The organism is Pseudomonas sp. FW306-02-D09B (assembly GCF_058782685.1).
On sequence record NZ_JBYSXY010000004.1, the window covers coordinates 93,716 to 112,395 of the forward strand.

The following is an 18,680-nucleotide window of genomic DNA, read 5'->3' on the forward strand; positions in this document are numbered from 1 at the left end:
GCTACCAATAAATAGCCTGCTAATAATAAGCCCGCACTCTATTCCGCTTTCAGAACAACAAAACAGCAGACTGTAAAAACACTCAAGGGGCTTATCGCCCCTTGAGTTCGTTACCGATACTTGACCAACAGGCCAAGTAATAATCCGCTACTAGTTACGCCGTTTCCTGAACCATACGAATCATTCGTTGCGGGTACGGGATATCAATACCTGCCGCCTTCAGACGATCACGGGCGTGTTCATTGAACATGAACATCACATCCCAGTAGTCCGCCGTTTTCACCCAGACGCGCAGGGAAACCGTAATCGAGCTATCGCCCAGGGTCGACACTACCGCTACCGGCGCAGGATCAGCCAACACGCGCTCATCCTTGGCCAACTCCAACAGCACCTCACGCGCCTTCTGCAAATCGGCGTCGTAATTCACTGCGATGTCAAACACCACTTTACGGGTCTGCTGACGGTTGTGGTTGGTGATGATGCCGTTCGACAGATTACCGTTAGGCACGATGACGGTTTTGTTGTCACCGGTGCGCAGCAGGGTATGGAAGATCTGAATGCTGTCGACCGTGCCGGTAATGCCCTGTGCTTCGATCACGTCACCGATACGGAACGGACGGAACAACAGAATCAACACGCCGCCAGCGAAGTTCGCCAGACTGCCTTGCAACGCCAGACCGATCGCCAGACCGGCAGCACCAATGGCGGCCACGAACGAGGTGGTCTCAACACCGATCATCGACGCGACGCTGACCATCAGCAGCACTTTGAGGATGATGTTCGCCAGGCTGCTCATAAACCCCTGCAACGCCAGATCGGCGTTGCGCAGGGCCAGCAGCTTGCCAACCTTGTGGGTCAGCTTGTTGATCAGCCACCAGCCAATGGCCAGGGTAATGGCCGCCAGCAGCACACGGCTGCCGTATTCCATGATCATCGGGATCCAGGCCTGGGAAGCCTTGACCAGGTTGTCCACTTCAGCATTTATGTCCATCTATCTCTCCTGATTCCCGGCTACCCGGCACGTAAAAACTGCACGGCAGAAAGACCGAGCCAAGGATGATGGCTCAATCGTTTCTGCCGTTACATGGGCCTCGGACGTCATTAACGCCCGGAGGTTCCCTGAAGACTGATCAGTCGCGGAAGTTGTTGAACTGCAGCGGCATGCCAAATTCCTTGGCGCGCAGTGCCGCAATGGCTTCCTGCAGGTCATCACGCTTCTTGCCGGTGATCCGTACCTGCTCGCCCTGGATGGCGGCCTGGACCTTGAGCTTGGCGTCTTTGACGTGAGCAACGATCTTCTTCGCCAGCTCCTTGTCGATGCCTTCCTTGAGCACAGCATCCTGCTTCATCAGCTTGCCGGAAGCATAGGCGTCTTTTACCTCAAGGCACTGCACATCGATCTTGCGCTTGACCAGTGCCAGCTTGAGGATCTCGATCATCGCTTCCAGCTGGAAGTCGGCCTCGGCAGTCAGATTGACAGTCAGGTCCTTTTCCTTGAACTCGAAGCTGCCCTTGCCTTTCAAATCATAACGACGGTCGAGTTCCTTGACGGCGTTCTCGACCGCGTTGGTGAGTTCGTGTTTGTCCAGTTCGGATACCACGTCGAACGACGGCATGTAATCTCTCCAATAAAAAAGGGCGCGCTCAATAGCGATGGAACACGCCTGGCTTGCGGTTAAAATCCGCGCTGATTATAACGGGTCTTTACCTTCCTACGCTGCGAGCCTCACATGCGCCTGCCAATCCGAGCAAAAAACTGATGTCGACCACCTGGCACGTCCTTGGCGCCGGCAGCCTGGGCACCCTGTGGGCCACGCGCCTGGCACGGGCTGGCCTGCCGGTGAAACTGATTCTGCGCGACACGGCGCGCTTGCAGGCCTATCAGGCCGCTGGCGGGCTGACCTTGGTCGAACAGGGCGAAGCGCGGCAGTATGCGATCCCCGGCGAAACTGTCGACAGCGCGGGGCCGATAGACCGCTTGCTGGTGGCCTGCAAAGCCTACGACGCCGAAAGTGCGGTCGCGCAACTGGCAGCGCGTCTTACACCCAACGCCGAACTGATTCTGTTGCAGAACGGCCTCGGCAGTCAGGACGCCGTCGCCGCACGTGTCCCGCAGGCACGCTGCATCTTTGCCTCAAGCACCGAAGGCGCGTTTCGCGATGACGACTGGCGCGTGGTGTTTGCCGGTCATGGGTACACCTGGCTCGGCGATGCCAGCCACCCTACTCCGCCGATCTGGCTGGATGACCTGAGCGCCGCCGGCATCCCGCACGAATGGAGCGCAGACATCCTGACCCGTCTGTGGCGCAAGCTGGCGCTCAATTGCGCAATCAACCCCCTGACCGTGCTGCATGACTGCCGCAACGGCGGTTTGCAACAGCATCATTGCGAGGTCGCCACTCTCTGTGCCGAGCTGAGCGAGCTGCTGGAGCGTTGCGGTCAGCCAGACGCTGCGCAGAACCTGCAGCAGGAAGTCGAGCGGGTGATTCAAGCGACTGCGGCCAACTACTCGTCGATGTACCAGGACGTTGCCAGTCAACGCCGAACCGAGATCAGCTATCTGCTGGGGCATGCCTGCACTGCTGCGTCGAGACACCAACTGGTTCTGCCGCACCTCAATCAATTGCAGCAGCGGCTGATTACGCACCTGCATGCACGCGGATTGCCCAGCGACTGAGCAACGGCTACGCTGCCTTCCTGTTCCTTTTTAGCGACGACCCCGATGCCATTGCGCCAGCGCCTTGAAAACCTGCCGGTCGGCCAGAAACTGCTGGCCGCCCTGTTGGTGCTGTTGACCACCGTGTTACTGGTGGCCAACCTGACCTTTATCAGCGCCGCCTATTGGATCTCTCAGGAAAGCATGGCCCCGCAGGCCTTGCAGACCATCGGCCGGCTGGTTGCCAACCCGTCCATCGCCGACCAGGCGCTCAACTCTCCCGAAGAAGCCCAACGGCTGCTCAACGAACTCAACAGCTATTCACCACTGCGAGCCGCCGCACTGTATGACGGCAAAGGTCTGCGCCTGGCGCAGGTGCAGCACGGCGACAAACTCAAGCTGCCCGAGCACTATCGAAATATCGAAGCCTGGCAGGCCTCCGAGTTTCGCAGCAATCAGCTGATCACCCTGTTGCGCCCGGGCGAGGCGCCGGGTCATCTGCTGCTGGTGGCCAGCAGCGAATTGCCGATGGCGTTCTACACTGGCACCCTGACCGCCAGCCTCGGGATTCTGATTTTCAGCGTGCTGCTGTGGCTGGTGATTGCCCGGCAGATCAAACGCCTGATCACCCGACCCATTCATGAACTCGAAGAATTGTCCCGGCAGGTGACTCGCGAAGAAAACTACGCCTTGCGTGCGTCCCGCGGCAATCACGACGAAATCGGCAGCCTTGCCGAAGCCTTCAACACCATGCTCTCGCGCATCGAAGCCCGTGAACAGCAACTCAAGCGCGCGCGGGACGACTCCCAGGCCGCCTACGACCAGGCCCAGGGCCTGGCCGAAGAAACCCGTCATACCAACCGTAAACTGGAACTGGAAGTCCAGGTGCGGAGCAAGATCGAGAAAAAACTCACCGGCTTCCAGAACTACCTCAACAGCATCATCGACTCGATGCCTTCGGCGCTGATCGCCCTTGATGAACAGCTCTACGTGACCCAATGGAACCAGGAAGCCAGCGCGCTTTCCGGTACTCGCCTGGACGAAGCGCTGAACCAGCCGATCTTCCTCGCGTTTGAACCGCTGAAACCGTTCCTGCCGCAGCTCAAGGAAACCGTCGAGCAGCACAGCGTGGTCAAGATCGAGCGCGTCACCTGGGTCAAGGACGACGAGCCCAAGCATTACGCGTTGACCTTTTATCCGTTGATGGGCGGTGCCGGACGCGGCGTGGTGATCCGCATCGACGACATTACCCAGCGCCTGTCCCTCGAAGAAATGATGGTGCAGTCGGAGAAGATGCTCTCGGTCGGCGGCCTCGCCGCCGGCATGGCCCACGAAATCAACAACCCCTTGGGAGCGATCCTGCACAACGTGCAGAACATTCGTCGGCGCTTGTCGGCCGACCTGCCGAAGAACATCGAAACCGCCGAACAGATCGGCATCGAACTGGACAGCGTCAATCGCTACCTGCAAAACCGCGAAGTACCGCAACTGCTCGACGGCATTCAACAGGCCGGCGCCCGAGCCGCAAAGATCGTCACCCACATGCTTAGTTTCAGTCGTCGCAGCAACCGCCAAATGGCTCCGTGCGACCTGCCGGCACTGATCGATCAAGCCGTGGAGATCGCCAGCAACGACTTCGACCTGGCCATCGGCTTCGACTTCAAGGGCCAGGCCATCATTCGTCAGTTCGACCCGCAACTGGGGCCAGTCCCCGGCACCGCCAACGAACTGGAACAAGTGCTGCTCAACCTGCTGAAAAACGCTGCTCAGGCGATTCACCAGCGTGAAAACGCCACAGAGCCGGGACGCATTACTCTGCGCACCCGACTGAACCCGCCGTGGGCGGAAATCCAGGTCGAGGACAACGGCGTGGGCATGAGCGAGAACGTGCGCAAACGCACCTTCGAACCGTTCTTCACCACCAAGGAAATAGGTCAGGGCACCGGCCTCGGACTGTCGGTGTCGTACTTCATCATCACCAACAACCACAAGGGTCAGATGGAAGTGCAATCGACCCTCGGCCAAGGCACGTGCTTCACCTTGCGCCTGCCATTGGCGGGCACTACTCCGCTCGCCTCTCACGAACTCAAACAACTGGAGCGCTAAGCATGGGTTTTCGCTTGTCGAAGATTTACACCCGCACCGGCGACAAAGGTGAAACCGGGCTTGGCGATGGTCGCCGCGTACCGAAGGACCATCCACGGGTCGAAGCCATCGGCGAAGTCGATACGCTGAACAGCCAGCTCGGGTTGCTGTTGGCTGGCTTGGCCGAGCAACGCCACGCTCATCCTGGCCTGGCCGAGGTGATTGAGGTGCTTGAACCGTGTCAGCACCGGTTGTTCGATTTGGGGGGTGAACTGGCTATGCCGGTGTATCAGGCCTTGAATGCCGCAGAAGTCGAACGCCTGGAAGCGGCGATCGATGTCTGGAACGAGGAGCTGGGACCGCTGGAGAACTTCATTCTGCCCGGCGGTTCAGCCTTGATTGCCCAAGCCCACGTCTGCCGCAGCCTGGCACGCAGCGCCGAGCGACGTTGTCAGCATCTGAACGCGCTGGAGCCATTGGCCGGAGTTGGCCTGGCGTACATCAATCGCTTGTCGGACCTGTTGTTTGTGGCGGCTCGGCTGATTGCCAAGCGCCAGGGGATTGCCGAGATTTTGTGGCAGGCGGCGGCGAAGCCTGAGGCTTAACCAAGCAGAATTCCATCGCCTGTGAGGCCGCCATCGCGAGCAAGCCTTGCTCCTACGGATTGATGTCGTTCACTAGTCTTGTGAACAACTCTGCCCTGTAGGAGCAAGGCTTGCCCGCGATGAGGCCCTCAGAATCACCGCCAATCAATCAGGCCAAAACGCCCGAATCCCCGCCACGCCCTGTGCACCCGCTTCCCAGGCTTTTTGCCGTTCGGCAGGCCCCACACCACCCAGTAGAAACACCGGTTTGCTGAACCCTGCAATCAACTGCGAGGCCTGCTCCCAGCCGAGTGGTGATGCATCCGGATGAGTCTGGGTCGGCTGAACCGGTGACAGCGTGACGAAGTCCACGCCCATCTGTTCCGCCAGGCTCAGCTCTTCAGCGTTGTGGCAGGACGCCGCCAACCAGCGCGAGGCTGGCACCGGACGCCCGGCACTGGCGTATTTGCGCAGTTGCGCTGCGGTGATGTGCCAACCAGCGGCCGGGAAATCTCCCAACCACTCGAACGGACCCTTGAGCATCAGTTGCGCCTTACCGGCACACAAACCCACGGCATCCACCGCCAGATCGCGGTATTGCGGGTCGTAGCCATTCGGCGCGCGCAACTGGATCAGCTTGATCCCGCCGGCGATGGCTTTCTGAATACCGCGCAGCAGGGCTGGCGTTTCCAGGCCTTCCGGGGTAATCAGGTAGTCGCCTGGCAGACGCGCAGCCGCCACGATCGGCTGGTTGGCGGCCGGGAACTCGTAGTCGCGCAGTTCACGCGCCGTCACCCATGCCAGAGGCTGGCCTTCGGCGCCATGAGGTTCGCCGGTAAACGCCGAGACCTCCCAGACATCCAGCAACACTTGCTTGTCCGGATAGTCATGCTGAACCTTGATCAATGGCCGAGCGGCACTGACCACGATGCCCAACTCTTCCTGCAGCTCGCGAGACAGCGCGGCTTGCACCGCTTCGCCGTCCTCGACCTTGCCGCCGGGAAACTCCCACAGGCCGCCTTGATGCTGGGTATCGGCGCGGCGAGCGATGAGGATCTTGCCGCTGGCATCACGGATGACAGCCGCTGCTACATGAACTCGTTTCACCGCACTATTTCCTCTAGACCGGCTTTCTGCCAGGCCTTGAAGGCTGGCCATTGGTAAATCGCTTCAACATAGGCCGCATCCACCGCCGGTAGCGCGACTTGATAAGTACGCAGGCGCACAGCTATGGGCGCGAAGAAGGCATCTGCCAGGCTTACGCGACCAAACAGGAACGGGCCAGGTTCGGTTGCGACCGCGCGGCATTCAGCCCACAACGCCAGCATCCGCTCGATCTCCACCTGCACTTCGGGCGGCATTGGCGACAACGGCGCATCGTGGCTCAGGTCAAACGGCATGTTGCTGCGCATGGCGAAAAAGCCGCTGTGCATTTGTGCGCACGCCGAACGGGCCTGGGCGCGGGCGGCGATATCCTTCGGCCAGAGGTTGGCGTTCGGGAAACGCTCGACCAGATACTCGGCGATGGCCAACGAGTCGGCAATGGTCCCATGTTCGGTTTTCAGCAACGGGACTTTGGCGGTCGGTGAATGCTTGAGCAGGCGTTCACGGGTGTCCGGCTGGTTCAGTTTGATCAGTTCTTCGGTGTAGGTCGCGCCGGCCAGTTCCAGCGCCAAAGCGCCGCGCAGGGACCAGGAGGAATACAGTTTGTCGCCGATGATCAGGTGGTAGCTCATGTTCAGGCGCCTTTTCGTAAGGGGGGAACAGGCCAGAATTTTCAGTGTCTGGTGGGCCGTCTTCGCGAGCAAGCCCGCTCCCACACTAGATCTTCAGTGAACACAGTAGTTGTGTACGGCAGGATCCAATGTGGGAGCGGGCTTGCTCGCGAATGGGGCAACTCGGTCCAAATCCTGGTTACGTGCGGTATTCGGCGTTGATTTTCACGTATTCGTGGGACAGGTCGGTGGTCCAGATGGTTTCGCTGCAATCGCCGCGACCCAGTTCGATACGAATGGTGATTTCTTCGCGCTGCATTACAGCCGAGCCCTGGGCTTCGGTGTAAGTCGCGGCACGGGCACCGCGGCTGGCGATGCAGACTTCACCGAGGAACACGTCGATCTTGCTCACGTCCAGGTTCGGCACGCCGGCACGGCCAACGGCTGCCAGGATACGACCCCAGTTGGGATCGGAGGCAAACAACGCGGTCTTGATCAATGGTGAATGCGCCACGGTGTAGCCGACGTCCAGGCACTCCTGGTGATTACCGCCGCCGTTGACTTCAACAGTGACGAACTTGGTCGCGCCTTCGCCGTCGCGAACGATAGCCTGGGCGACGTCCATGCACACTTCAAACACCGCCTGCTTCAGCGCCGCGAACAGTGGACCGCTGGCGGAGGTGATTTCCGGCAGCGCGGCTTTACCGGTGGCGATCAGCATGCAGCAGTCGTTGGTCGAGGTGTCGCCATCGATGGTGATGCGGTTGAACGACTTGTTGGCGCCGTCCAGCAGCAGGTTCTGCAACACCTCGCGGGAAACCTTGGCGTCGGTGGCGATGTAACCGAGCATGGTCGCCATGTTCGGGCGAATCATCCCGGCGCCTTTGCTGATACCGGTGACCGTGATGGTCACGCCTTCATGCTGGAACTGCCGGCTCGCACCCTTCGGCAGGGTATCGGTGGTCATGATCCCGGTAGCTGCAGCTTCCCAGTTATTCTCCGACAAGTCGTCGAGGGCAGCTTGCAGCGCGCCTTCGATCTTCTCGACCGGCAGCGGCTCACCGATCACGCCAGTGGAGTACGGCAGCACGAGGCTGGCGTCGACGCCGGTCAATTCAGCCAGCTTGGCGCAGGTGCGCTCGGCGGCAGCCAAACCAGGCTCACCGGTACCGGCGTTGGCATTGCCGGTGTTGGTCAACAAATAACGTACCGGGCCCTGCACACGTTGCTTGGCCAGAATCACTGGCGCAGCGCAAAAGGCGTTCAACGTGAACACACCGGCCACCGTGGAACCTTCGGCGCAGCGCATGACCACGACATCTTTGCGCCCGGGGCGCTTGATGCCGGCCGAAGCGATACCGAGTTCAAAACCGGCAACCGGGTGCAACGTTGGCAAAGGACCAAGACCAACAGCCATGAAAGCGCTCCTCTTAATGTAATGTCTGCACCGTCGTCGCCCTGTTCTTTTTAACCTGGCATCGGTGTTTTAAATGGTAAAACGCCGCGACGGCTGATGCCGGTCGCGGCGCGGGTATTTCAATGTCTGGCAGAAATCTTAGTTGATCTGGCCGTGACAGTGTTTGAACTTCTTGCCCGAACCGCAGTAGCACAGCTCATTGCGGCCCAGCTTCTGCTCGTTGCGCACCGGAGCGGCAGCGAGCGCCACATCGACCTCTTCACCCAACAATTCCGGTTGCTCGAGGCCTGGGGCTTCGTCGTGCTGGAATTGCATGCGTGCGGCCAATGCCTCGGCTTCCTGACGCAGGCGCGCTTCTTCTTCGACCGGATCTTCGCGGCGAACCTGAACGTGCGACAGCACACGGATCGAGTCGCGCTTGATCGAGTCCAGCAGTTCGGAGAACAGCGTAAACGACTCGCGCTTGTATTCCTGCTTCGGGTTCTTCTGCGCATAGCCACGCAAGTGGATGCCGTGACGCAAGTGGTCCATGGTCGACAGGTGGTCTTTCCACAGGTCGTCCAGAACGCGCAGCACGATTTGCTTCTCGAAGGTGCGCAGCGCTTCGGCGCTCGCCTGCTCTTCTTTCTCGTTGTACGCCGCCAGCAGCTCGTGCATCAGCTTCTCGCGCAGGGTTTCTTCGTACAGGTGATCGTCTTCGTCAAGCCATTGCTGGATCGGCAGTGTCACGCCGAAGTCGCTTTGCAGGGCAGCTTCCAGACCGGCAACGTCCCACTGCTCTGGCAACGATTGCGGCGGAATGTGCGCGCTGACCGTTGCATTGAGCACGTCCTGACGGAAGTCGGCAATGGTTTCGCCGATGTTGTCCGCGGCCAGCAACGTGTTACGCATGTGATAGATCACTTTACGCTGTTCGTTGTTGACGTCGTCGAACTCGAGCAGTTGCTTGCGAATGTCGAAGTTACGGCCTTCAACCTTGCGCTGAGCCTTTTCGATGGCGTTGGTCACCATGCGGTGCTCGATCGCTTCGCCAGGCTGCATGCCCAGGGCCTTCATGAAGTTCTTCACCCGGTCAGAGGCAAAGATGCGCATCAGGCTGTCTTCCAGCGACAGGTAGAAACGGCTGGAACCGGCGTCACCCTGACGACCGGCACGACCACGCAGCTGGTTGTCGATACGGCGCGATTCGTGACGCTCGGAGGCGATCACCTGCAAACCGCCCGACTCGAGCACTTGCTGGTGACGCTTCTGCCAGTCGGCCTTGATCTGGGCGATCTGCTCAGGCGTCGGATCCTCAAGGGAGGCGACTTCCACTTCCCAGTTACCGCCCAACAGGATGTCGGTACCACGACCGGCCATGTTGGTGGCGATGGTGAGTGCACCCGGACGACCGGCCTGAGCGATGATTTCAGCTTCTTTTTCGTGGAACTTGGCGTTCAGAACCTTGTGTTCGATGCCTTCCTTCACGAGCAGGCTGGACATGTGCTCGGACGTTTCGATGGTCGCGGTGCCCACCAGTACCGGCCGGCCCTGAGCCATGCTTTCCTTGATGTCGGCAACGATGGCCGCGTACTTCTCGTCCGCGGTGAGGAACACCAGGTCGTTGTAGTCCTTACGTGCCAGCGGTTTGTTCGGTGGAATGACCATCACCGCCAGACCGTAGATCTGGTGGAATTCGAACGCTTCGGTGTCCGCCGTACCGGTCATGCCGGACAGCTTGCTGTAAAGACGGAAGTAGTTCTGGAACGTGGTCGACGCCAGGGTCTGGCTTTCGGCCTGGATGTTCAGGTTTTCCTTGGCTTCGATGGCCTGGTGCAGGCCTTCGGACAGGCGGCGACCCGGCATGGTACGACCGGTGTGTTCGTCGACCAGTACGACCTGACCGTCCTGGACGATGTATTCGACGTTGCGATGGAACAGTTTGTGCGCGCGCAGACCGGCATAAACGTGGGTCAACAGGCCCAGGTTGTGCGCCGAGTACAGGCTCTCGCCTTCAGCCAGCAGGCCGATACCGGTCAGCACTTCTTCGATGTACTGGTGACCGGCTTCGTTGAGTTCGACCTGGCGGGTTTTCTCGTCGACGGTGTAGTGACCGGCCTGGGTCACTTCGCCTTCGACTTCCTCGACGTGCAGCTTCAACTGCGGGATCAGCTTGTTGACCTCGATGTACAGCTTGGAGCTGTCTTCGGCCTGACCGGAAATGATCAGCGGGGTACGGGCTTCGTCGATGAGGATCGAGTCGACTTCGTCGATCACGGCAAAATTGAGTTCACGCTGGAATTTTTCTTCCATGCTGAACGCCATGTTGTCGCGCAGGTAGTCGAAACCGAATTCGTTGTTGGTACCGTAGGTAATGTCGGCGGCATAGGCCGCACGCTTCTCTTCCGGCGGCTGGAACGGCGTCACCACGCCGACGCTCAGGCCGAGGAATTCGTAGAGCGGACGCATCCAGTTGGCGTCACGACGAGCCAGGTAGTCGTTCACGGTAACAACGTGCACGCCCTTGCCGGACAGCGCGTTCAGGTAAACCGCCAGTGTCGCCACCAGGGTCTTGCCTTCACCGGTACGCATTTCGGCAATCATGCCTTCGTGCAAGGTCATGCCGCCAATCAACTGAACGTCGAAGTGGCGCATACCCATAACCCGCTTGCCGGCTTCACGGGCAACCGCAAAGGCTTCAGGCAGCAGTTTGTCGAGGCTTTCACCTTTGGCGATGCGGGCCTTGAACTCATCAGTCTTGGCGCGCAGCTGATCGTCCGAAAGGGCCACCATTTGCTCTTCGAAGGCATTGACGATCTGTACCGTCTTGAGCATGCGTTTGACTTCACGCTCGTTCTTGCTTCCAAAAAGTTTCTTTAACAAAGGCGCAAACATATCGGCAGGATCTTCCACACAAAGGGATGGAGGGCGGCCCCGTGAGTCGCCCGTGCAGCCCTCATGGCCGCATGCGAACGAGCATTCTACCCGGAAACGATGGTGAGGAAAGTGGCGTTGTTCCACGATGCATGCACAGCGCTGTTACGGGGCTCACTTAAAATAAGGGCATTTTGCTGAACTTCAAGCCATTCACGCCAGAAGTTACTCGTTGATTTAATGAGTAAAGCGCTCACAAAGCAATGGCTCAGGCGCATCAAGTGCTTTCTGCTACCATGGCGGCTCTGTTACTTCAGGTGTCTGATCATGGCATTTCGCCCTCTTACGGCCAGAGCACCCGCCGTTCTGCTTCGCGAAGCCAAACCGTTAAAAGCCATTTTCGGCCACGCACAACGCCTGGGTCATTTACAGCGTTTGCTGGAAAGCCAGCTGCAGCCGGCCGCCCGTGAACATTGTCATGTGGCGTCGTGGCGCGAGGGCAGCCTGTTGCTGATCGTCACCGACGGTCATTGGGCAACCCGTCTGCGGTATCAGCAGAAGCGTCTGCAACGGCAATTACAGATGTTCGACGAGTTCGCCAGCCTGACGCGAATCCTGTTCAAGGTACAACCGCCGACTGTGCAACAAGGCGCCGTCGGCCACACCATGGACCTGTCGAGCGATGCGGCGGCGACCATTCAGGCCACCGCCGACGGCATCAGCGATCCGAAATTGCGCGCAGCGCTGGAACGCCTGGCGGCACACGCCAAACCCAAAACCTGACACACATCTCATAATGTGGGAGCGGGCTTGCTCGCGAAGACGGTCGATCAGTCAGCATCTCTGTTGAATGTTGGACCGCTTTCGCGAGCAAGCCCGCTCCCACATTTTGATTGTGGCCATCCAAAAGATTGTTCGCGGCGCTTGCTGCCGCCGAGCAACGAGCCCATCAAACCGCGGACCAGTTGTCGCACCAACTGATTGGCCGCCTGTCGCGTCGCCGATTTCAAGCCCCTAAGTTTTAGTCCTGCGCGGCCGATAGATACAAGCAAGAGACCAGACAGAGAATCAGGTCCGATAATTCCCGAAGGACAGACGGAAATATCAGCTTATGTGCGACAGCGCCTGGTTTGCGCGCTTTTCAAAGCAACACGCCCCAACAATAAGACATTAGCGGACACCCCAAGCCATGAACAAAAACCTGCGCTTCAGCCACAAAATCCTGCTTGCAGCCGCGCTCATCGTCATTGCCGCCTTCGCTTCGTTCACGCTGTACAACGACTATTTACAGCGCAACGCGATTCGCCAGGACCTGGACAATTACCTGCATGAGATGGGCGATGTCACGTCCTCCAATATCCAGTCCTGGCTCGCCGGGCGGATTCTCATGGTGGAAAACCTGGCCCAGAACATCGCCCTCAACCCCGAACAAGGCAACGTTTCCAACCTGCTTGAGCAGAATGCCCTGGCGTCGACCTTCATGGCCCGGTACCTGGGCGATGCCAGCGGTACGTTCATCAACCGCCCCGATTCCAAGATGCCGGACGGCTACGACCCACGCGTTCGTCCCTGGTACAAAGGCGCGGTAAACAGCAATGGCTCGACGCTCACTGAACCGTATATCGATGCGGCGACCGGCCAGACCATCATCTCCATCGCCACCGCCTCGAAAAAAGCCGGACAAAGCGTGGGGGTGGTCGGCGGTGACCTGAGCCTGCAAACCCTGATCGACACCCTGACCGCGCGTGACTTTGGCGGCATGGGCTACGCCTTCCTGGTCAGCGCCGACGGCAAGATCCTGGTTCACCCGGATAAAACCATGGTGATGAAGTCCCTCAGCGAGGCTTACCCGACGAACACCCCGCGTATCGGTGGCGGCATCACTGAAGTCGAGGTCAATGGCAAAACCCGTATCGTCACCTTCACCCCGATCAAAGGCCTGCCATCGGTCAACTGGTACGTCGGTCTGTCGGTGGACAAAGACAAAGCCTTCTCGATGCTCAGTAGCTTCCGCACCTCGGCCATCATTGCCACGATCATTGCCGTGGCAATCATCATCGCCTTGCTCGGCATGCTGATCCGCATCCTGATCCAGCCGCTGCACGTCATGACCCGCGCGATGCAAGACATTGCCGACGGTGAAGGCGACCTGACCCGCCGCCTGACCATCCAGAGCCAGGACGAGTTCGGCATCCTCGGCAGCGCGTTCAACCGCTTCGTCGAGCGGATCCACGGTTCGATCCGCGAAGTCTCGTCGGCGACCGAGCACGTCAACGAAGTCGCTCTGCGAGTGGTCAGCGCATCGAACTCGTCGATGCTCAACTCCGACGAACAATCGAGCCGGACCAACAGTGTGGCGGCCGCGATCAATCAGCTGGGCGCTGCAGCTCAGGAAATCGCCCGTAATGCGGCGCAGGCCTCTCATCAGGCCAGCGATGCGCGCAGCCTCGCCGAAGATGGCCAGCAAGTGGTCGACCGCAGCATTGCGGCGATGAATCAGCTGTCGAGCATGCTCAGCGCCTCCAGCACCAACATCGAGTCGCTGAACAGCAAAACCGTGAACATCGGGCAGATTCTCGAAGTGATCACCAGCATTTCCCAGCAAACCAACCTGCTGGCCCTCAACGCGGCGATTGAAGCGGCGCGGGCCGGTGAGGCTGGGCGTGGTTTTGCGGTGGTCGCCGATGAAGTGCGTAACCTGGCGCACCGCACTCAGGAATCGGCACAGCAAGTGCAGACCATGATCGAGGAGCTGCAAATCGGCGCCCGCGAGTCGGTCAGCACCATGAGCGACAGCCAGCGTCACAGCCAGGACAGCGTCGAGATCGCAAACCTCGCCGGTGAGCGCCTGAACAGCGTGACCTTGCGCATCGGCGAGATCGACGGCATGAACCAGTCGGTGGCCACCGCCACCGAAGAGCAAACCGCCGTGGTCGAGTCGATCAACGTCGACATCAACGAAATCAACACGCTGAACCAGGAAGGCGTGGAAAACCTGCAATCGACGTTGCGCGCCTGTTCCGACCTGGAGCAGCAAGCGGCGCGGTTGAAGCAGTTGGTCGGTAGTTTCAGAATCTGACGCGCCCTTGAAGGCCCCATCACGAGCAGCCGGACGACGTTCCGTCTGCTCGCGATAGCGGCCTGTCAGCCACCACAACACCTCACTGAAACCCCGCCACAAATCCCCAACCAAACATCTATTCTTCATAAGGGTCAACCCTAAGGAGAACAACGGATAGAAGGGAGGGTTATCGTGCATATCGCTGACATCACCATGTTCTACGCACCGGCCAGCGGAGGCGTGCGTACTTATCTGGATGCCAAGCACCGCCGCCTGGGCCGCAAACCGGGGATTCGTCACAGCTTGCTGGTCCCGGGAGCCCGCCTGAGCGAGCAGGACGGTGTTTACACGGTGCCCGCCCCGGCCCTGCCTTTCGGCAAAGGCTATCGCTTCCCGCTTCGACTGGCGCCCTGGCGCAATGCCCTGCACGACCTGCAACCGGACCTGATAGAAGTCGGTGATCCTTACCTGACAGCCTGGGCAGCGCTGGATGCGCGGCGCGAACTGGACGTTCCAGTGATTGGTTTCTATCACTCCGACTTGCCACTTTTGGCGAGCAACCGTGTGGGCAACTGGGTCACGTCCAATGTCGAAGCGTATATCCGCAAGCTGTACGGCAACTTCGACCGGGTGCTGACGCCGAGCCAGATCATGGCCGACAAGCTCAGAGGGCTTGGGGTCAAAAACGTTTACGTGCAGCCATTGGGCGTGGACCTGCAAACCTTCAATCCAGACGCCCGTGACCCAGATCTGCGGGCGAAGCTGAAGATCGCCAAAGACATTCGACTGCTGATTTTCGCCGGGCGAGGCTCCAAGGAGAAAAATATTCCCGTCCTGCTCAATTGCATGAAGCGTCTGGGAAACCGTTATCACCTGCTGCTGGTCGGCACCTCGGTGTCAGCACAGGTACCGGACAACGTCACGCTGGTCGATGAGTTCTGCCCGGCATCACAAGTGGCCCGGCTGATGGCCAGCGCCGATGCCTTGCTGCACGCAGGCGATCAGGAAACCTTTGGCCTGGTCGTTCTCGAAGCCATGGCCTGTGGCATTCCAGTGGTTGCCGTGGCAGCGGGCGCCTTCACCGAAATCATCAACGAGCGCTGCGGCATACTTTGCGCCCCCAACAATCCAGTGGCGATGGCCAACGCAGTGCGCGAACTGTTTGCACAGCATAACGATCTCGGTCGATCCGCCCGCCGCCATGTCGAACAGCATTACGCCTGGGATTCAGTGGTCAACAGCCTTCTGGGGCACTATTACGCAGTCCTCGGCGCCCCTTTGCCGCGGCTGAGCAATGGCTGATGCGATGAACACGCCCAGCCTGCTTCTGGTGCTGCATGACGTCACCCCGCAAAGCTGGGCCGACTATCAGCCGTTTGTCGAAGCGGTGGACGCGCTCGGCGAGGTGCCGATGACCTGGCTGGTCGTGCCAGACTTTCATAAACACCACCACCTCGAAAGCCATCCGGATTTTCGGGGCATGCTGACCCGCCGCATCGAGCGCGGCGACGAACTGGCACTTCACGGCTACTACCATTGCGATGACAGCCCGCCAACGGCGCGCCCCCGTGACTGGTTCATGCGCCGGGTCTACACCCATGAAGGCGAGTTCTACAGTCTTTCGCAACCGGCTGCGCTGGCCCGCCTGCTCGCCGGGATCGAATTGTTCAGCCGTTACCACTGGCCACTGGAGGGGTTTGTTGCACCGGCCTGGCTGATGAGCGAAGGCACGCGTCAAGCCCTGCGCCAGTTACCGCTGAGCTACACCAGTGATCCGCAGCACCTGTATCGCCTGCCGGATTTCTCCCGGGTCAACGCCCCAGGCCTGGTCTGGAGCGCGCGCAGTGCCTGGCGTCGCGGTGTGTCGAAGATTGTCAGCGCTCAACGCGAACTGCGCTGGCAGCACACCCCGGTGATTCGCCTGGGTGTGCACCCGGTGGACCTGCGCCATGAGTTCTCCCGCACTTACTGGTTGCAGACCCTCGAACGTTTGCTCAATGACGGCCGACTGCCAATGACCAAGGCCCGGTGGCTGCGCACGCAAAACGCTCAGGTCGGTCGCGCCGCATGAGTCGCGTCCTGTGGCTGGTCGCCGCCCTGCTCTGCGCGGTGCTGATTCCGCTATTGCTCGGCGCCAATGAACTATGGCCACGGCTGCAGCACTTTCCACCGACATTGTTGCTAACGATGCCGGGCATGATCCTGCTCTGCTGGTTCACCAACTCAATACGCTTGCGCTTGTTGCTGGGTGAACAGCGCAGCCGGATAGGCCGCCTGAAATGCCTTGGGGTGGTGATGTCCACCGAGTTCGCGATTTGCGCGACCCCAGGCGGCGGCGGTGGACCGCTGACACTGATGGCCCTGCTGGCGCGCCATGGCGTACGCCCGGCCCATGGCAGTGCGGTGTTCGCCATGGATCAGTTGAGCGATTTGCTGTTCTTTCTCTGCGCGCTGATCGCCATCGTGGTGTATGCGCTGTTTCAGCACCTGAGTCGGAATCTGGAGTGGATGCTGACATTCAGCGCCATTTCGATGGTCGGCGGCCTGTTCAGTTGCGTGATGGTGGCACGCTACCATCGCCTGCTGATTCGCCTCAGCGGGCGCGTGCTCAAGCACTTCAAGCTCAACGCTGCCACCCGGCGCCGTTGGGCACGCAAGCTGCTGCACTTTCTTGCGGCCTTCACGGAAACACTCAAGTTGCCTGCGCGCACACTGATCAGCGTATTTGCGTTGACTTGCGTGCACTGGTTACTGCGCTATAGCGTGTTGTATCTGGCTTTGCGGGGGCTGGGCACGGATCTTCAGTGGGCCTGGAGCTTTTTGATCCAGATGCTGTCACTTAGCGCCGGGCAGTTCAGCCTGTTACCGGGCGGTGCCGGCGCGGCGGAATTGACGTCGGCAGCGCTGTTGGCGCCCATGGTGGGAAAATCGACGGCGGCGGCCGCGATTCTGATCTGGCGAGCGGTGACCTATTACTTCTACTTGCTGGCCGGCGCACCGGTGTTCCTGGTGATGGCCGGTAAACCACTGCTGAACAAACTGATGAAGATCAAACAGGCTTAGGGGCATTCTTTTCAGGATCCACCGTTTCATCACCAACGTCTGGCTTCAACTGCTCCCACAATTGCGCGGCACCGGGAAACTCCGTGCCGTCTTCAGGGCTCAGCTCATCCGGGTCGTACCGACTCAGACACCCCTCGCCCAACGTCGCGGGGGCTTTGGATGTTGCCTTATCCAGTGGATCAGCCATCTCCCCTACCTCACTCTGAAAAAAAGGGCCTGAAGCGATTGAACGCTCAGGCCCTGTTTTTTTCAATCAGCGCTCGGCAATCAGAACACTACGGTTTTATTGCCATGCACCAGCACGCGGTCTTCCAGGTGATAGCGCAGGCCGCGGGCCAGGACCATCTTCTCGACGTCACGGCCGAAACGCACCATGTCTTCAATACTGTCGCTGTGGCTGACACGCACCACGTCCTGCTCGATGATCGGACCGGCGTCCAGCTCTTCGGTCACGTAGTGGCAGGTCGCGCCAATCAGCTTCACGCCACGCATCGACGCCTGGTGGTACGGCTTGGCACCGACGAACGATGGCAGGAAGCTGTGGTGAATGTTGATCACCTTGTGGGCGTACTCGGTGCACAGTTCCGGCGGCAGGATTTGCATGTAACGCGCCAGCACCACCACTTCGGCGTCGTGCTGTTTGACCAGGCGTGACACGTCGGCAAAGGCCGGCTCTTTGTTCTGCGGGTCCACCGGCACATGGTAATAAGGAATGCCATGCCACTCGACCATGCTGCGCAGGTCGTCATGGTTGGAAATCACGCAGGAGATTTCGCAGTCCAGCTCGTCGCTGTGCCAGCGGTGCAGCAAGTCGGCCAGGCAGTGGGATTCGCGGCTGGCCATCAATACCACGCGTTTTTTCTGCGCGGTGTCGGTGATGCGCCAGTCCATCGAAAACTCTTCGGCGATCGGTGCAAAGGCCTCACGAAACGCCTCAAGGCCGAACGGCAGCGAATCGGCACGAATTTCGTGACGCATGAAGAACCAGCCACTGAGCGTGTCCGAGTGATGGCTCGCTTCAGTGATCCAGCCATTGTGTGACGCCAGAAAGTTACTGACTTTAGCAACGATACCGACGCGGTCCGGGCAAGCAATCACTAGCCGAAAAGTGCGCATGGGGGGGAAACTCCAGAACTTCGCAAAGGCCGCTATTCTAGCGATTGCGCAGCAAAACTGCAGTATTCCTGACACCAAGCCCGGTAATGCACGGCCTCGCCCTACCGATTGGCGGCCTCTGAACGCTCAA

The 18,680-nt window shown here is 59.7% G+C and carries 16 protein-coding genes and 2 pseudogenes; 9 read left to right on the forward strand and 9 right to left on the reverse strand.

The features are described 5' to 3' along the window. Positions 1 to 154 precede the first annotated feature (154 nt). Both AC3WK5_RS09030 and AC3WK5_RS09035 read right to left on the reverse strand, forming a co-directional pair. Positions 155 to 991, reverse strand: a complete 837-nt coding sequence (locus AC3WK5_RS09030) for a mechanosensitive ion channel family protein (protein ID WP_054593719.1) — start codon at positions 989 to 991, stop codon at positions 155 to 157. Positions 992 to 1,130: 139 nt separating this feature from the next. After that, positions 1,131 to 1,616, reverse strand: a complete 486-nt coding sequence (locus tag AC3WK5_RS09035; RefSeq protein ID WP_019693270.1) for a YajQ family cyclic di-GMP-binding protein — start codon at positions 1,614 to 1,616, stop codon at positions 1,131 to 1,133. A 143-nt stretch (positions 1,617 to 1,759) separates the two neighbouring features. Between AC3WK5_RS09035 and AC3WK5_RS09040 the strand changes: the two genes are divergently transcribed. Genes AC3WK5_RS09040 through AC3WK5_RS09050 form a run of 3 tightly spaced genes read left to right on the forward strand, consistent with a single transcriptional unit; the run spans position 1,760 to position 5,346 of the window. Then, positions 1,760 to 2,677 carry a putative 2-dehydropantoate 2-reductase gene (locus tag AC3WK5_RS09040; protein ID WP_103315018.1) on the forward strand — a complete coding sequence of 306 codons (918 nt, stop codon included), beginning with the start codon at positions 1,760 to 1,762 and terminating at the stop codon, positions 2,675 to 2,677. Between the two features lie 45 nt (positions 2,678 to 2,722). Next, a complete protein-coding gene (locus AC3WK5_RS09045; protein ID WP_103315019.1) occupies positions 2,723 to 4,762 on the forward strand; it encodes a sensor histidine kinase in 2,040 nt (679 codons plus the stop codon). A 2-nt stretch (positions 4,763 to 4,764) separates the two neighbouring features. Further along, complete coding sequence (locus tag AC3WK5_RS09050; RefSeq protein ID WP_054593722.1) at positions 4,765 to 5,346, forward strand: cob(I)yrinic acid a,c-diamide adenosyltransferase; 582 nt, start codon at positions 4,765 to 4,767, stop codon at positions 5,344 to 5,346. A gap of 144 nt (positions 5,347 to 5,490) precedes the next feature. Here the strand turns inward: AC3WK5_RS09050 and AC3WK5_RS09055 are convergent, their stop codons facing one another. The 4 genes from AC3WK5_RS09055 to secA form a co-directional block, all read right to left on the reverse strand. Beyond that, positions 5,491 to 6,432, reverse strand: coding sequence for a Nudix family hydrolase (locus AC3WK5_RS09055; RefSeq protein ID WP_019693274.1), 942 nt, complete (start codon positions 6,430 to 6,432; stop codon positions 5,491 to 5,493). Then, positions 6,429 to 7,061, reverse strand: a complete 633-nt coding sequence (locus AC3WK5_RS09060; RefSeq protein ID WP_103315020.1) for a glutathione S-transferase family protein — start codon at positions 7,059 to 7,061, stop codon at positions 6,429 to 6,431. The genes AC3WK5_RS09055 and AC3WK5_RS09060 overlap by 4 nt, the downstream gene beginning before the upstream one ends. Positions 7,062 to 7,239: 178 nt before the next feature. Further along, positions 7,240 to 8,457, reverse strand: coding sequence for a bifunctional glutamate N-acetyltransferase/amino-acid acetyltransferase ArgJ (gene argJ / locus AC3WK5_RS09065; RefSeq protein WP_054593724.1), 1,218 nt, complete (start codon positions 8,455 to 8,457; stop codon positions 7,240 to 7,242). Positions 8,458 to 8,595: 138 nt separating this feature from the next. Beyond that, positions 8,596 to 11,331 (reverse strand): preprotein translocase subunit SecA, encoded by a 2,736-nt coding sequence (gene secA, locus AC3WK5_RS09070; protein WP_103315021.1) that lies wholly within the window; start codon positions 11,329 to 11,331, stop codon positions 8,596 to 8,598. 306 nt (positions 11,332 to 11,637) lie between these two features. Here secA and AC3WK5_RS09075 point away from each other — a divergent pair, with 306 nt between their 5' ends. Continuing rightward, complete coding sequence (locus AC3WK5_RS09075) at positions 11,638 to 12,093, forward strand: DUF721 domain-containing protein (RefSeq protein WP_103315022.1); 456 nt, start codon at positions 11,638 to 11,640, stop codon at positions 12,091 to 12,093. Between the two features lie 134 nt (positions 12,094 to 12,227). Here AC3WK5_RS09075 and AC3WK5_RS09080 read toward each other — a convergent pair. Then, positions 12,228 to 12,320, reverse strand: a pseudogene (locus AC3WK5_RS09080) (hypothetical protein); the annotation flags it as partial. Positions 12,321 to 12,499: 179 nt separating this feature from the next. Between AC3WK5_RS09080 and AC3WK5_RS09085 the strand changes: the two are divergent. The 5 genes and pseudogenes from AC3WK5_RS09085 to gpgF form a co-directional block, all read left to right on the forward strand. Then, positions 12,500 to 13,531 (forward strand): annotated as a pseudogene (locus AC3WK5_RS09085) (HAMP domain-containing protein); the annotation flags it as partial. Between the two features lie 93 nt (positions 13,532 to 13,624). Next, positions 13,625 to 14,389, forward strand: coding sequence for a methyl-accepting chemotaxis protein (locus tag AC3WK5_RS09090; protein ID WP_488656205.1), 765 nt, complete (start codon positions 13,625 to 13,627; stop codon positions 14,387 to 14,389). 174 nt (positions 14,390 to 14,563) lie between these two features. Next, positions 14,564 to 15,673: an N-acetylglucosaminyl phosphatidylglycerol synthase gene (gene gpgS / locus AC3WK5_RS09095; protein WP_103315024.1), complete on the forward strand. Its 1,110-nt coding sequence runs from the start codon at positions 14,564 to 14,566 to the stop codon at positions 15,671 to 15,673. Continuing rightward, a complete protein-coding gene (gene gpgD / locus AC3WK5_RS09100) occupies positions 15,666 to 16,442 on the forward strand; it encodes an N-acetylglucosaminyl phosphatidylglycerol deacetylase (RefSeq protein ID WP_103315025.1) in 777 nt (258 codons plus the stop codon). The genes gpgS and gpgD overlap by 8 nt, the downstream gene beginning before the upstream one ends. After that, a complete protein-coding gene (gene gpgF, locus AC3WK5_RS09105; protein ID WP_103315026.1) occupies positions 16,439 to 17,434 on the forward strand; it encodes a glucosaminyl phosphatidylglycerol flippase in 996 nt (331 codons plus the stop codon). Before gpgD ends, gpgF begins: the two co-directional genes overlap by 4 nt. Here gpgF and AC3WK5_RS09110 read toward each other — a convergent pair. Both AC3WK5_RS09110 and purU read right to left on the reverse strand, forming a co-directional pair. Continuing rightward, entirely contained in the window at positions 17,421 to 17,621 is a 201-nt protein-coding gene (locus AC3WK5_RS09110; RefSeq protein ID WP_103315027.1) for a hypothetical protein, read from the reverse strand. The two genes, gpgF and AC3WK5_RS09110, sit on opposite strands and share 14 nt — an antisense overlap. Before the next feature lie 80 nt (positions 17,622 to 17,701). Beyond that, positions 17,702 to 18,550: a formyltetrahydrofolate deformylase gene (gene purU / locus AC3WK5_RS09115; RefSeq protein WP_103315028.1), complete on the reverse strand. Its 849-nt coding sequence runs from the start codon at positions 18,548 to 18,550 to the stop codon at positions 17,702 to 17,704. Positions 18,551 to 18,680: the final 130 nt, after the last annotated feature.

Excerpts from the sequence above, each read along its gene's own strand:
- AC3WK5_RS09030 (WP_054593719.1), bottom strand. The coding sequence starts at position 991 with ATGGACATAAATGCTGAAGTGGACAACCTGGTCAAGGCTTCCCAGGCC.
- AC3WK5_RS09035 (WP_019693270.1), bottom strand. The coding sequence starts at position 1,616 with ATGCCGTCGTTCGACGTGGTATCCGAACTGGACAAACACGAACTCACC.
- AC3WK5_RS09040 (WP_103315018.1), top strand. The coding sequence starts at position 1,760 with ATGTCGACCACCTGGCACGTCCTTGGCGCCGGCAGCCTGGGCACCCTG.
- AC3WK5_RS09045 (WP_103315019.1), top strand. The coding sequence starts at position 2,723 with ATGCCATTGCGCCAGCGCCTTGAAAACCTGCCGGTCGGCCAGAAACTG.
- AC3WK5_RS09050 (WP_054593722.1), top strand. The coding sequence starts at position 4,765 with ATGGGTTTTCGCTTGTCGAAGATTTACACCCGCACCGGCGACAAAGGT.
- AC3WK5_RS09060 (WP_103315020.1), bottom strand. The coding sequence starts at position 7,061 with ATGAGCTACCACCTGATCATCGGCGACAAACTGTATTCCTCCTGGTCC.
- argJ (WP_054593724.1), bottom strand. The coding sequence starts at position 8,457 with ATGGCTGTTGGTCTTGGTCCTTTGCCAACGTTGCACCCGGTTGCCGGT.
- secA (WP_103315021.1), bottom strand. The coding sequence starts at position 11,331 with ATGTTTGCGCCTTTGTTAAAGAAACTTTTTGGAAGCAAGAACGAGCGT.
- AC3WK5_RS09075 (WP_103315022.1), top strand. The coding sequence starts at position 11,638 with ATGGCATTTCGCCCTCTTACGGCCAGAGCACCCGCCGTTCTGCTTCGC.
- AC3WK5_RS09090 (WP_488656205.1), top strand. The coding sequence starts at position 13,625 with ATGCTCAACTCCGACGAACAATCGAGCCGGACCAACAGTGTGGCGGCC.
- gpgD (WP_103315025.1), top strand. The coding sequence starts at position 15,666 with ATGGCTGATGCGATGAACACGCCCAGCCTGCTTCTGGTGCTGCATGAC.
- gpgF (WP_103315026.1), top strand. The coding sequence starts at position 16,439 with ATGAGTCGCGTCCTGTGGCTGGTCGCCGCCCTGCTCTGCGCGGTGCTG.
- AC3WK5_RS09110 (WP_103315027.1), bottom strand. The coding sequence starts at position 17,621 with ATGGCTGATCCACTGGATAAGGCAACATCCAAAGCCCCCGCGACGTTG.
- purU (WP_103315028.1), bottom strand. The coding sequence starts at position 18,550 with ATGCGCACTTTTCGGCTAGTGATTGCTTGCCCGGACCGCGTCGGTATC.